We start from the raw sequence: 13,790 nt of genomic DNA, 5'->3' as shown, positions 1-13,790 counted from the left end.
GCCCGTTCCAGTGGCGCTGCCGAACCGGAATCGGCCGGTCGATCCAGCCCGACCTCGTTGGCCAAGGTCAAGCCCCGTCAAGCCTGGGGAGCTGAACGGCGAGCAGATGGATAGCGAGCAGCCGCCCTCCACCCCGGAATCGCAACGACGCTTCACCGGTCGCCTCCCGCTCTCAGTGCCGGTCCTGGCTGGAACAGCAGCAGGTCCTCGTGGGCGGTGGCCATAGCGGGGATGCCGTCTTCACGGAGGCGGCGGGCCTCGATCATCTGAAAGAACGAGGCGCGGGTGACGATCTGTCCGTCGCGCAGTCCGCACAGCAGGGCGGCGAACCTATCCACCAAGACCAGGCCGCGCGCTTCGGCAGTACTGATGACCTCGCCAGGCAGGTCGACGAGTTCGCCGGCCACGCGGAAGGGGCGGACGGTGACAGCCACGACCCCACCGGGGCGGAGCAGGGCCGTGCATCCGGTGAGGATCTGCCCGAAGCTCATGACGAGTTCGGCGGTCGGGCGATGGGCGAGGTTGCGCCGGTCGGTGGAGTAGCGGTGGTGTGACTTGTCGATTCTTCCGCCGCCGTTGTCCCTGCCGGTACAGACCTGTCCGTGGGTGGCGGCCCCGTAAGGCGGAGAGGTCAGCACGAGAGCGACTGTCCCGCTGAGGTCGGCGAGCGCGGTGGCGATGTTGCGGGCGTCACCGTGAACGACTTGGCCGGTGCCGGTGGCTCCTTGGGAGCGAGCCTGGCAGAGGTTGCCGGCGGTCATCTGGGCGAAGTGCGCCTCGTACTCCATTCCAATGGCGTCCCGTCCCTGGTGAACGGCTTCGACCAAGGTGGTCCCGATGCCGCACATGGGGTCGATCACTAGGTCACCAGGCTCGGTGTAGGTGGCGATGACCTGGGCTGCGATCGCGGGCAACATCTTGGCGGGATGGGCCATCGACTCGGATGTGTAGCGGCCTTTGCGCTGGATGCGTGAGGGCTGCTGACCGGTGAGCAGCACGGACGCGAGCGCGTCCGCTGTACGGATGTTCGTGTTCATCGGCTGCTTTCCCGATCGCTGTTGCCCGGTCGCGTGAGCAGGCAGACGTCGGCGTGGACGCGCGCCGCCGGTGGCAGGGCACGGGAGCGGATGTCGCGGAGTTGACCGAGGCTGCCGGGGCTGACCTGGACGAGCAAGGTGTCGCCTTCAACGGGGACACGGACGGCGATGATGTGCTGGCTGTAGCGGAACCCGGCCTTGCGTGCCTCGCGGATGATCGCTGGAGCGGGGTCGATGAGGTGGCCTTGGTGGTGCCTGGCAGTGGTCACGACCGCCAGGTGCCCTCCTGGCCGGAGGATTCGGTAAGCAGCCGATAGAAACGAAGCGGAGCGAAGGGCGCTGTCCGTCAGGACATCCGACAAGCAGGCCGGGCACGCTCCTCGCGCTCGCCTCGGCTTAGGTTCAGCAGCACGGTTTCCGACCGTGGGCGGAGCCGCGATCACCAGCGCGACCTTTCCGGAGTGGTCGGCGAGGCCGCGGTGCATCTGGTCGGCGCGACAGGGCCGCATCGCGACTCGGCGAAGGTGTTCGTGCGGCAGGCTCGCACGCAACTGTGTGCCGATCTGCTGAGCAAGCGGGAAGTGCGGCACGCACGCGACAGCCCGCCGATCGAGTTCAGCCGCCGTGCGCAGAGTGGCGGAGTTGGTGGTGAACGCCTCGGCGATCACATCGTGCTCACCGGTGGTGGTCACGACGAGGTGGCGCGCGAGTCCCGGACTGATCCAGCCAAGGTGCCGTTCACAGGTCTGAGTTCGTGATGCCCGATGGGCAGGACCGTGGCAGGGCTGGGCGTCCTGAACGGAACGGTCGCTGGTGTCGTCGGGGCAGAGCCAGACAGTAAGCGGCAGGAGTTGCCGCGCGCTGCCGGCGGGCGTCGGGCTCGGCTTGTTGGTGCTGGTCATGTCGGGTGACCCGTGATGGTCGCCCGGCCCCCTGTCTCACCAAGTAAGTGACCACAGCTTTCCTGATTTTGGACTGCCGCACGGGGTCACGCTTCCTCTAGCAACTACCAGCGACCGCGCTGGAACGCTATCCCACCAGGCCGAATACCCTCCCCGAGCTTGTTGGCAGTTCCACAGCCGAAGGCGTCCGTTGTTCTCGACAGCTCAACTTGCCTTCAACCGTCATCTGGCGATCCTGAGTTTTCCTTCACTCAAAACTTCTCGCATGTTGTATGCCATGTAGCAGTCTGCTAGGTTACAACTTGACAGGTTGCACCCGCTATAGAGGCGAGAGAGGACGAAGAAAGAAGTAGGCCTCCTGCGAGGGGGCCGCCCATACACCCCCGAATGTTTGGCTCGACCAGGACGGAGTAGCAGCGATATGGGTTCACGGCGGAAGCAAGGGTTGGCCGCAGAAAGACCTCGAACACCACATCAGGAGCCACCACCTCAGAAGTCGCCTCACATCTCAACTCGGACCTACGTGATCTTGATCAGTGCGGGCGGGGCGGCCTTACTGGCCTGGCAGCAACCAGAGGCGGCTGTCCCCATCGGGATCGCTTTGGGCGTCATCACTCTTCTCAGTAACCTCATCGGCGACTAACCAGCCAGTTCCCTACGAAGCTTCGGTGGCCTTCCTTGGACGGGGGCCACCGAAGCCCGGGATCAAGACTTTGATCCTTCTTGGCGGACGTCCTCGCGCGCACGGTGTCCATGCTGGTCAGCGGCGATCTAGACACATGTTCGCGCTTGGCCTCTGAGGGCTGACGACGTGTACACACGAGCAGCGGAACTGCATTTTCCTGGTCACGGCGAGTATGTGCAGATCATGAACAGGTCCTGGACGCGGGCGGTTGCCGAGCAGCTGCCCATGATCTGCATATGGCCTCTGTCGAGATGTCGGTGTCCGATTCACCACCGACCTCTCGGGGGTTCTCATGACCGCCACCATCACTGCCCGTCCGGCCGACCGCTCTGACCGGCCCACCCGCAGCACTGGCATCCAGAAGGGACACGTGCTGGACGTCGCAGAGAGGACGTTCGATCTGTTGACCCGGGGACCGGCGCCGCTGACGGTGGACGGCTCGGCTCTCGGACACGGGCTCCCCGCTCGTGCGATCGCGCTGGACGAACTCCGGGCGATCCTGCTTCACCCGTCCACCCGGCAGAGTGCGCGCGACGCCGCGTGGAGGGAGCTGGTCCAGCGCGCTCGCCGCAAGGGGCCGTCCTGGGTCATGGGATGCGTTGGGATCGCACTGCCTGGCCTGAAGGCGATCGTTCGCGATCGGTTGCGCGGGCTGGACCATGAGCCGGGAGCCGGTACGTCGCGCGTAGCCGGTGATCTGCTGTCGGCGTTCCACGAGGCGCTGCACCGGGTCGACCTGGAGGAACCCCGGATCGCGCAGCGACTGGTCTGGCGATCGGCCAAGGCCGTCGAGCGCGCCTACCGCTGGCGCCCGCAGGTTGTCCCGGTGGCCCCCTCCACGCTCGCGGAGATCAATCCCGCGGCGGCCCCATCCGACGGCCATGTAGATCTGCTTCTGAGCTCGGCCGTCCGGCAGAAAGTCCTTACGACGGACGACGCCGAGATCATCGCAATGACGAGGCTGGAGGGCATTGCCCCGGCCAGCCTCGCCGAGAAGTTCGGCGTGACCTATGCGGCGTTGATGAAGCGTCGTAGCCGCGCCGAGAAGCGCTTGGTCGCAGCGATGCGCGACGGGGGTCTGCGCGACGACATCGCCTCACTGATGTCCAAGGCCGGGATGTGAGCCGTCCGGTTACTAGGTGAAAGCAACCTGGGTCGAAGACGGGTCCGGGCCGGATGTTCACCCGGTCCCCATCCGTCCGACATCCGCCGAGTGCCCTTGCCGAAGGAGGACGCCCGCAAGGCCCGGCCCGTCTTCACCCGTGGTTCGTCACCTTCCACCGGACAGCCACCGCTGCTCATCTCGTTCGCTGCGTCGTTCCACGCCTGGAGGGCTGCCCCTTGAGCATCCGTCCGTTGTTCGTTCTTCTTCCGGCCCGCCGACCTGAGGTAGGCCGAGGACGCCTCGCTGCCGCCGTTCTGCTGTGGTGCGCGGGCGTCTTGGTGTGCGGCCTGGTGATCGCCGCGACGCTGGCTTCAGCGGCCGAGGCGCACCTGCTTTCCGCCCCGGCAGGCAATGGTCGCCTTCAGCAGGTCATCAACAACCTTCGAAATGTCATCGTCGGCCTGCTGGTGGCGTTGGCCACGCTGTTCGCCACGATCGGCGGAGTCCGGTACCTGCTGGCCGGCGGCGACCCGAGCGAGGCGGAGGCGGGTAAGCGCACGCTGCGCAATGCCGCCATCGGTTACGGCATCGCCGCGCTCGCCCCCGCCCTAGTGCAGATTCTCAAGTACGTCGTCGGGTCCTGATCGTGCGGGCCGGGATCCGCGGAACTCGTCGGGGACGCACTCTGGTCATTGCCTCGCTTCTGGCGGGGGCCTCAGCGTTGAGCCTGGTCTTGCACCCCACCACCGACACCTCCGTGCCGCTCCAGCACGCGAGCACGGTCTCCGCCATCGTCCCGGTAGACCCGGCGGACGACGGCTCATCCGGTGACCAGGAGGAGGACGACTGCGGCTGGGTGGACGTGAGCTGCCACACCAAGCAGGCGATCACCGGTTGGTTCCGTTCGCTGGCCAAAAGCTCTCTCAAACCGGTGCTGGGGTTCCTCGCCGATACCCAGCTCGCGACACCTGAGATCGGGTCGCCCGCCATGAACCAGGCCGAGCAGATCTGGGGCACTTCCCGCACGATCGCCAACACCAGTTTCGTGCTCCTGGTGATGCTCGCCGGCGTGCTGCTGCTCGCCGGTCAGACCTTCTCCGGGATGGCCGCGCCGGGCCAGACGATCGTGCGCCTGGTGGCCGCGTTCATCGCGATGAACACCAGCCTCGTCGTGATCGGTTACGGCATACAGCTCGCCAACGGCCTCGCCCGCTCGATCTTCATGAACGGGGCTGAACAGATCGACCCTGACCAGGCTGGACGAATCTTCGCCGAGGGCATCGAGGCGTCGATCAACACCGCGGGGATCTTCTTTGTGATCGTCACGCTGGTGGTCGTCGTCCTTGCGTGCATCCTGGCCTTCATCTACGTGATGCGGCTGGCGATCATCATGGTCCTGGTCGGCATCGCGCCGCTCGCGCTCATGTTCCACGCGCTGCCGCTCACCGATGGCCTCGCCCGCCTGTGGTGGCGTGGAATCACCGGAGCCCTGGCGATCCAGGTCTGCCAGTCGTTCGTGTTCATCACCGCGCTGCGACTGCTGCTGTCTCAGCACAACGACAACAACCACACCTTCTACGGCGTCCCGACCGAGCAGGCCGAGCTGGTCGATCTGCTGCTGGTGATCGCACTGTTGTACATCCTGATCTGCATCCCTCGCTGGGTCGCGCGTACCGTCTGGCAGCCCGCGCAGCCGCGCGTGCTCTCCCAGCTCGTGCGCACCTTCCTGGTCTATAAAGGCGTCGGCGCGGCGCTGGGCGTCGCCGGGAAAGCGATGCGGGGCGCCCGTGGGGCACGCGCCGCAACCGCTGCCGCCGGACGTACCCGGCCTGGTCCCGGCGGTGGACCCCGCTGGCGCGGTGGCCCTGACCGGCCACGTGGTGGGCCGTCCGGTGGCCCGCACAGCGACCCAGGACCGCGCCCGAATCGCGGGCCCGGCCACGGCCCCCAATGCCGTGAACCGCGTGGCCCTGACCGGCGCCACCGTCACCGCCCGGGCCCCGCGAACGCGACCCGCAGCGGCACGCACAGCGGCGCACACGGCAGCACACGAACGCATCACAGGCCCGGACACGGCGCCGCACCCAGGGGCGCGCCGCACCGCCCGCACGTCCCGCCCGTACCCGGCCGGACGGGTGCAGGTGGCCCGGCCCGGCCGCACCCGCGCATACCGGTGCAGCCGCCGCCCCGTTCCTACAGGCGTGCCGAACGTCCACACCGTCCAGCTCCACCCAGGTTCGTGCGGCTCGATCCGCCTCGACGCCGACGCCACGGCAGGGGGAACCGTTGAACGATGATCACGAGCCGCTGTCTGCGCGAATCCCGGCCGACGTGGAACAGCCAGACAAGATCATGTACGGGCTCACCACGCGTCAACTCATCATCCTCGGCGCGACCGCCCTGATCACAACGTCGGTGGTCATCACGGTCTCCCCGTTGCTGCCGGTCGCTGTTACGGCGGGGCTGTGCTTCCCGCTGGTGACGGTCGGATGCTCGATGGCGCTCGGCCGCCGTGACGGCATGGGCCTGGACCGGTTCGCCCTCGCCGGCCTGGAGCACCTACGCCGGCGGCGCACGCTCGTCGCAGCCTCCGAAGCGATTCCCGAGGCCCCGGCCTGGTGCAAGGTCCGAGGACGGCTGCCGGGTTCCCTGCGGTTCCCGGTTCGTGCCGTCCGCCAAGACGGCGTCATGGACTTGGACGGCGAGGGGACGGCTGCGCTCGTCCGGGCAGGAACGATCTCGTTCGGCTTGCGGACGTCCGCTGAGCAGGCCGCGCTGGTGGGGTTCTTCGGCCGGTGGCTCAACTCGCTTGAGGCCCCGGTGCAGATTCTGATCCGGGCGCGTCCTGTCGATCTGTCCGACCTCGCCTCGCGGGTGGCGGAAGCAGCACCCGATCTTCCGCACCCGTCCTTGCAACAGGCGGCCGAGGACCACGCCGCCTATCTCCTCCATGAGCTCGGCGACTCACGCACGTTGCTGATGCGGGAGGTGCTCATCGTCGTGCGCGACCAGCCTGTCCCGGGCTCGGGACGGCGAGGCCGGGCACGTCAGGCAGGCGCAGCCATCGTCGCCCGCCGAGCGGCCGAAACCGTCCGAGCTCTGACCGGTTTCGGCGTCACTGCCGAAGCCCTGGACGCCGACGCCTGTGTCCGCGTGCTTTCGGACACGTTCTCGCCCGGCTACGAGAGGCCCGCTCCACCCGCTGATCTGGACCGGCCCATCACCGCGCACACCACCGAAGGAGCCTCGGCATGACGCACCCTCATCGACGCTCGCAGCGACCAGCCGTCAACCAGTTGGCCAGGAGACTCCGTCGCTACGCACAAGGCACCTGCGCTGAGCTCGCGGCCGTCGAGCTGCTGATCGTTCACGGGTTCTGGCTGACACGCGCCGACTTCCGCTCTCGATTCATCGACCGGGACGACGACCCGGACGTCTGCGATGAAGCGCTCGCCTGGGTGATGTGGGACCAGGCCGTAGCCGCACTGGGCTGTGGCCTCCTGGCCTGCTCCACGAGTGAGGCCGACGTCCTGCAGATAGCCGCCGCGCTGGGTACCGGCGGAGCGTTCCCGACATCCGCACTGAGCAGCCTCGACCGCGACAACTTCGCTCACGTTCTGACCGCTGCCGTACGTGCAAGTGGTCGCCCGGTCTCTCAAGTGGTGATCCGATGAACCTGTCCACACTTGCCCGCGCGGCCTTCACCGCAGCCGCACCCACCGAAGAGGACGATGGGGCTGCCAGCCTGGGCGATCTACTCGCACCCTCCGCGCTCCGAGTGAACGCATCGTCCCTGGAAATGCCAGACGGCTGCTGCACGTCCTTCGCCGTCACGGGATACCCGCGCGAGGTCGGCGCCGGCTGGCTGGAGCCGCTCCTCACCTACCCCGGACGCCTCGACGTCTCCCTGCACGTTGAGCCGATCCCGCCGATGGTCGCCGCTCAACGGCTCCGACGTCAGCTCGCTCGTCTGGAATCCAGCGTCCGCGCCAACGCCGAGGCGGGCAGGCTGGCCGATTTCAGCGCCGAAGCCGCTGCCGACGATGCCGCCGATCTGGCCGCGTCGCTGGCACGTGGAGACGGTCGGCTGTTCAGAGTCGGGCTGTACCTCACCGTTCATTGCTGGGACACCGCGGAACTGGAGGCCGAAGTTCAGCAGGTCCGCGCCTTGGCCGCATCCCTGCTGCTGGACGCACAACCAACGACCTTTCGCGCCATGCAGGGCTGGGTGTCCACACTGCCGCTCGGAACCGATGCGATCAGGCAACGCCGCACTTTCGACACCAGCGCCCTGGCCGCCTCGTTCCCGTTCGCCTCGCCGGACCTGAACGCCCCGACGGGCACGAACGAGGTCCTGTACGGGGTGAACGTCGCGAGCTCCGGTGTCGTCATGTGGGACCGGTTCGCCCAGGACAACCACAACTCCGTCGTCCTTGCACGGTCCGGTGCCGGCAAGAGCTACTTCACCAAACTCGAAGCACTGCGCCTGCTCTACCACGGCGTCGAGGTATCGGTGATCGACCCCGAAGACGAATACCGAGCCCTGAGCGAAACCACCGGTGGCACCCACCTCGGCCTCGGCGCCCAAGGTGTCGCCTTCAACCCCTTCGACCTGCCAACCAACCAAGGCGACGACACCTTGATCCGGCGGGCGCTGTTCACCCAGACACTCGTAGCCGCCATGCTCGGTGAACCGCTGAAGTCGTCCGCACGGCCTGTACTCGATCGCGCAGTGCTGGCGGCCTACGCGGCCAAGGGCATCAACTCTGCCCCGGCCACCTGGTCTCGTTCGGCCCCGCTCCTCGCCGATCTCGTGGAGCAGCTATCGATCAGTTCGCACCCAGAGGGCCTCGCGATCGCCGACCGCCTCATCCCGTACGTCTCTGGTTCCTACAGGGAGCTGTTCGCACAAGCGACGACGACGCGGCCGGACGGGCACCTGGTGGTGTTCTCCCTACGAGACCTACCCGACGAGGTCAAATCCGTCGGTGTACTGCTCGCGCTCGACGCGATCTGGCGCAAGGTCGCCAACCCTGCCGACCGCCGCCCCCGCTTGGTCATCGTGGACGAGGCATGGATGCTGATGAAGGAGACCGAAGGAGCCCGCTTCCTTTACCGGCTCGCCAAGTCCGCCCGCAAGCACTGGGCCGGGCTGACGGTCGTCACTCAGGACGCCGCCGACCTGCTCGCCTCCGACCTCGGCCGCGCCGTTGTCGCCAACTCGGCAACACAGATCCTGCTCCGCCAAGCACCCCAGGCCATCTCGGCCGTGGGCGACGCATTTGGGCTGTCCGAGGGTGAGCGGGCGTTCCTGCTCTCAGCCGAACAGGGCGAGGGCCTCCTCTGCGGTGGTAACGCCGGCGACCGGGCGGCCTTCGCCGCCATCTCCTCCCCCGCTGAACACAAGGTCATCACCACCGATCCCGCCGAGTTGCTCGACTACCACGACGGGGAGGGCGACCCGCTGTGACGACGCCTGACGACGTCCCGCGCTGGACGCATATCTTCGATCAGGCACAGCACCTCCCGACGCTCGTTGCCCATGACGGCCCAGTCATCGCCTTCGGGGCGGGAGCCGCCGCCGTGGCGTACCGGGCTTCGCGTGAGTTGCTGTGGCGCTGGCAGGCCCGGCGGTTCGCCCGCGACGCCCGCCTGGTCACAGTGTCGGTACCACCGCAGGTCGACCCGGCGAGCGCGCCCGCATGGTGGGCTCACCAAACCGGCCTGCTCGCCCCGACATGGAAGCGCCTGGTCTTCGGCCAATCACATCTGGCCTTCGAGTACGTCGCCGACGCCGCCGGAGTGCGGGTCCAGATCTGGGTTCCCGGAACGGTGCCGCCAGGAATGGTAGAGGAGACCATCCGAGCTGCCTGGCCAGGAGCAACCACCACTACCAGTCCCGCGACATCTCCCATCCCGTTGGAACTGGCGGCGGTCGGAGGCCGTCTCGTCCTATCGCGGGACGACTCGTACCCGTTGAAATCCGATCACCCCGCCGACCCCATCCGTTCGCTCCTCGGCGCGGTTTCTGGTCTCGACCGAGGGCAATACGCCACCGTCCAGGTTCTAGCCCGGCCTGTCACTGGCCGCCGACTCGCCCGGGCCCACCGCGTGGCAGCCGCGCTCAAGGGTGGAACCCCTGCATCCTCGCGAGGCTTCTTCTTCGACCTTGTCACACCCGGTGCTGGTGCAAGGCCATCCGGCCATCCGTCCCGCACTCTCGGCGTGAGCGCGCACCCGGAACGTGCCGAGCAGGTCCGCGCGGTTCTGACCAAGGCGACGCAGCCGCGCTTTGAAGTCGAGATCCGCTACGCCGTCGCCGCGCCCGATACCGGACGCTCGGAAAAGTGGCTGCGCGGCCGAGCCCATGCCGTCGCCTCGGTCGCCGCGCTCTATGCATCTGGCCACCAGCACCTACGCCGGCGCGACCTACGAGATCCCGCGCTCATCCTTCAAGAGCGTCGGCTGCGTCGCGGTTACCTGCTAGGCGCGGCCGAGTTGGCGGCGCTCGCGCACCTGCCCATGGACCCTGACGCGCCCGGCATCATCCGCGCGGGTGCCCGGCCAGTCGCGCCGTCTCCGGATGTTCCCACCGGCCCAGACCCCATCTCCGGACCCGCACGTGTGCTGGGTGACGCCGACGCCGGCCACCCACGCTCCGTTGCCCTACCAATCATCGGGGCACGGCAACACGTTCACGTCTTGGGGCAGACCGGCGTGGGCAAATCGACGCTCCTCGCGTCCCTCGTATTGGCCGATGCGCATGATGGGCGAGGCGCCCTGGTCATCGACCCCAAAGGTGACTTGATCGCCGACGTCATCGACCGGCTCCCGAGCCGCATGGCTGGCCGCACGGTGGTGTTCGACCCGTCCGACCCGGCTCCGCCGCCCTCGGTTGGGATTCTGTCCGGCCCCGATCCTGCGTTCGCCGTGGACTCGGTGGTGTCGATCTTCCACCGTTGCTTCCGTTCATCTTGGGGGCCACGTCTGGACGACCTGCTGCGTTCGTCCTGCCTGAGCCTCATGCGAGCCCATGGCTCCCGCGCCACCCTCGCCCAAGTCCCGCAGCTCCTCACCGATTCAGCCTTCCGTATGCGCGTAGTCGGGCGGCTCTCGGACGATCTCTTGCGCGGCTTCTGGGCTGGCTACGACGAACTGTCACCGGCTGGAAGGGCGGCCGCGATCGGTCCCGTAATGAACAAGCTCCGCGCCGTCCTGCTGCGTCCGTTCGTTCATCAGGCCCTCTCGGCGACCAGCTCGACCGTCAACCTGGCTCAGCACCTCGACCACGGCGGGCTCGTCCTGGCCCGCCTTCCCAAAGGTGTGCTCGGCGAAGACGCCGCCCGCCTCATGGGATCGCTCCTCCTCGCCCACACCTGGCAAGGCATCACACGCCGAGCCGCGCTGCCGGAGAACGAGCGCCCGGACTCGGCCGCCTACATCGACGAGTGCCACAACTTCCTCAACCTGCCCGGCTCGGTCTCCGACATCTTGGCCGAGGCCCGCGGGTATCGACTCTCGCTCGTCCTCGCCCACCAGCACCTCTCGCAGTTGCCAAAGGACCTGCGCGACGCGGTCTCCGCCGACGCCCGCAACAAGATCTATTTCGCCGCCTCGCCTGAAGATGCCGGAGACCTCGCTCGCCACGCCGGCCCCATTCTGTCCGCGCACGACCTCACTCACCTCGGTGCCTACCAAGCCGCCGGACGCCTCGTCACAGCAGGCCAGCCAACCCAGGCGTTCACCTTCCGCACCCGCCCACTCTGCGCCCCGATCCCTGGCCGCGCCGACCACATCCGCGCAGCCGCACGCCAACGTTTCACACCCCATGTGAAAACGACCAAGCCCGCCGTCGGCAAGACCGTGCCGCGGCTGCGCGACCCCCGCGCCGAGCGTCCAGACGCTGAGGAATCACGTTGAAAAAGACAATCCGCCACCGCAGGGCGCCCAGCAGGCCCGGACGAGCAACGCCCGAGCTCTTCCTTGAGCTCCGCGGGCGCCTCACCGACCGCGACCAGGCGATCCTGGAGCTGGTCTGGGAGCACCGCGTGCTGACCACTCACCAACTCGCCGCCATCTTCTTCACCACACCGAGCAAGGCCCGCGATCGCCTCCTACAGCTGTTCCGCTTCAAGGCCCTCGAACGCTTCCAGCCATGGGTCCCGGTCGGAGCAGCGCCATATCACTGGGTCCTCGGCCCTCTGGGCGCTCAGTGCCTGGCCGCCCACCGCGACACCACTCTCGCGGGACTCGGGTACCGCCGCACCACCGCATTGATGATCAGCCATTCCCGGCACCTGGCTCACCAGGTCGGCGTCAACGAGTTCTTCACCCAACTCCACGCCCACGCCCGCCACACCCCTGGTGCCCATCTCGACAAGTGGTGGCCCGAGCGCCGCTGCACCCAACTATGGGGAGACCTCGCCCGCCCTGACGCTTACGGCCGATGGACCGAAACCACCCGCCGACCCCAGAAGCCGGCAACCGTCGACTTCTTCCTCGAACACGACACCGGCAGTGTCACCCTCGCCAAAGTCGCGGCCAAACTCAACGGCTACGAAGCCCTCACCGAGGCCACCGGCATAACCACCCCAGTCCTGTTCTGGCTGCCCAACGCCCGCCGCGAAGCCAACCTTCGCGCGCTGCTAGCGACACCACCGGTCCCGGTCGCCACCGCTGTCCACACACCCACCGACGCCGCCACCGTCGGCCCCGCTGGACCCGTCTGGCTCCCAGCAGGCCAGGACGGCCCCCGACGCCGATTGACCGACCTGGCAAGCGCATCGCCGCCGATCGGTGCTCGCCCCGGCAGGACGGAGGACACTGATTGCCGGTAATCGCGCTCCTGGTTGCCCTCGTAGTCCTGGCGGTCGTCCTCATCGGTGCTGTCACGGGCTCAACACCCAGATCCGGCGCATGCGAACCGCAGGCCGCTGGGCCGCAGGTCAGCGGCATCCCCGCCGACTACCTCGCCCTCTACCGCAAAGCCGCCACCGACTTCGGAATCCCCTGGGAGATCCTCGCCGCCGTCGGATCCATCGAGTCCGACCATGGACGCTCCAAGGCGCCCGGGGTCCACTCCGGTGAGAACCACGCCGGAGCCGGCGGTCCCATGCAGTTCCTATCCGGTACCTGGGCAAGCTTCGGTGTCGACGGCAACCATGACGGCAAGAGAGACCGCTACGACCCAGCCGACGCCATACCCGCAGCCGCCAACTACCTACGCCACAACGGGGCACCGCCCAAGATACGAGCCGCGCTCTTCGCGTACAACCACAGCAACACCTACGTCGAGAACGTCCTCAACCGCGCCCGTAGGTACAAGACGACACCCACTACCGGAAGCATTCGGACCGAGGTCACTCCCCCAGCCGAGTGCGCAGAGGCCGGCGCCGCCCTCGCCGCACCCTCCGCGACGATCGCAAAGATCATCGCTTTCGCTATGGCCCAACGCGGCAAGCCCTACGTCTTCGGTGCTACCGGACCCGACGCATGGGACTGCTCCAGCCTCGTCCAAGCCGCCTACGCAGCCGTCGGCTTCGCTATCCCTCGCACAACCTTCACCCAGTGGCCCTTCGGCGTCCGCATCCCCAACAACCAAGCCCAGCCCGGCGATCTCGTCTTCTTCAACTCCGGCCCCGGCGCCTCCGCCACCAACCCCGGCCACGTCGGTCTGGTCATCGGCCATGGCCAAATGATCGCCGCACGCTGCTCCACCTGCCATCCAGCCATCGGTGTCGAGAGCTACCATCGCTCCGATTGGACAGGCACCACTCGCCCCCTCCTCAATTTTCGGCACCGAAAATAGAGTCAACTATCACGTTTTTCCTATTCAATAAATGGCGATGACGCTATGCCATGTAGGCCCTCAACCCAGTTCGCCCATCTTTGAACTTCACCGCCGCTATTTCCAATGCCGACGAGTGACCCGACCTCAGGTGGGCCCCACACACCACCACCTCTCCACACTCCAGGCTTCGATGGACGAGGCTGCGCCGAATTACTTGATTAGGGTCGGTATAAACCGTTGCTCGTCCGGTCACAGAAGCGAATCAGAACGA

11 protein-coding genes are annotated in these 13,790 nt (G+C 67.3%); 9 read left to right on the top strand and 2 right to left on the bottom strand.

The window, feature by feature from the left end; genetic code table 11:
• Nucleotides 1–152: 152 nt before the first annotated feature.
• On the bottom strand, nucleotides 153–1,037 hold the full coding sequence (locus tag ACQEU6_RS32050; protein ID WP_499336815.1) for a DNA methyltransferase: 885 nt from the start codon (nucleotides 1,035–1,037) through the stop codon (nucleotides 153–155).
• On the bottom strand, nucleotides 1,034–1,939 hold the full coding sequence (locus ACQEU6_RS32045) for a hypothetical protein (protein ID WP_499336813.1): 906 nt from the start codon (nucleotides 1,937–1,939) through the stop codon (nucleotides 1,034–1,036). Before ACQEU6_RS32045 ends, ACQEU6_RS32050 begins: the two co-directional genes overlap by 4 nt.
• Nucleotides 1,940–2,916: 977 nt before the next feature.
• On the opposite strand from ACQEU6_RS32045, the gene ACQEU6_RS32040 reads away from it, so the two are divergent.
• The 9 genes from ACQEU6_RS32040 to ACQEU6_RS32000 all read left to right on the top strand — a co-directional run bounded on the left by ACQEU6_RS32040 (nucleotide 2,917) and on the right by ACQEU6_RS32000 (nucleotide 13,537).
• Nucleotides 2,917–3,747 (top strand): RNA polymerase sigma factor, encoded by an 831-nt coding sequence (locus ACQEU6_RS32040; protein WP_499336811.1) that lies wholly within the window; start codon nucleotides 2,917–2,919, stop codon nucleotides 3,745–3,747.
• Between the two features lie 332 nt (nucleotides 3,748–4,079).
• Entirely contained in the window at nucleotides 4,080–4,373 is a 294-nt protein-coding gene (locus ACQEU6_RS32035; RefSeq protein WP_499336810.1) for a pilin, read from the top strand.
• A gap of 89 nt (nucleotides 4,374–4,462) precedes the next feature.
• Nucleotides 4,463–6,019: a TrbL/VirB6 family protein gene (locus ACQEU6_RS32030; RefSeq protein WP_499336808.1), complete on the top strand. Its 1,557-nt coding sequence runs from the start codon at nucleotides 4,463–4,465 to the stop codon at nucleotides 6,017–6,019.
• On the top strand, nucleotides 6,016–6,984 hold the full coding sequence (locus tag ACQEU6_RS32025; protein ID WP_499336806.1) for a PrgI family protein: 969 nt from the start codon (nucleotides 6,016–6,018) through the stop codon (nucleotides 6,982–6,984). Before ACQEU6_RS32030 ends, ACQEU6_RS32025 begins: the two co-directional genes overlap by 4 nt.
• Complete coding sequence (locus ACQEU6_RS32020) at nucleotides 6,981–7,403, top strand: hypothetical protein (protein WP_499336804.1); 423 nt, start codon at nucleotides 6,981–6,983, stop codon at nucleotides 7,401–7,403. Before ACQEU6_RS32025 ends, ACQEU6_RS32020 begins: the two co-directional genes overlap by 4 nt.
• Nucleotides 7,400–9,199: a VirB4 family type IV secretion system protein gene (locus ACQEU6_RS32015; RefSeq protein ID WP_499336802.1), complete on the top strand. Its 1,800-nt coding sequence runs from the start codon at nucleotides 7,400–7,402 to the stop codon at nucleotides 9,197–9,199. The genes ACQEU6_RS32020 and ACQEU6_RS32015 overlap by 4 nt, the downstream gene beginning before the upstream one ends.
• On the top strand, nucleotides 9,196–11,649 hold the full coding sequence (locus ACQEU6_RS32010; RefSeq protein WP_499336801.1) for a type IV secretory system conjugative DNA transfer family protein: 2,454 nt from the start codon (nucleotides 9,196–9,198) through the stop codon (nucleotides 11,647–11,649). The genes ACQEU6_RS32015 and ACQEU6_RS32010 overlap by 4 nt, the downstream gene beginning before the upstream one ends.
• Nucleotides 11,646–12,566 (top strand): replication-relaxation family protein, encoded by a 921-nt coding sequence (locus ACQEU6_RS32005; RefSeq protein ID WP_499336799.1) that lies wholly within the window; start codon nucleotides 11,646–11,648, stop codon nucleotides 12,564–12,566. Before ACQEU6_RS32010 ends, ACQEU6_RS32005 begins: the two co-directional genes overlap by 4 nt.
• Entirely contained in the window at nucleotides 12,557–13,537 is a 981-nt protein-coding gene (locus ACQEU6_RS32000; protein WP_499336797.1) for a C40 family peptidase, read from the top strand. The genes ACQEU6_RS32005 and ACQEU6_RS32000 overlap by 10 nt, the downstream gene beginning before the upstream one ends.
• The last annotated feature ends 253 nt before the right edge of the window (nucleotides 13,538–13,790 follow it).

The organism is Spirillospora sp. CA-108201 (assembly GCF_050936235.1).
Classification (GTDB): domain Bacteria; phylum Actinomycetota; class Actinomycetes; order Streptosporangiales; family Streptosporangiaceae; genus Spirillospora.
Note: the sequence above shows the minus strand (reverse complement) of the source record. Positions and strands in the feature narration are given on the sequence as shown.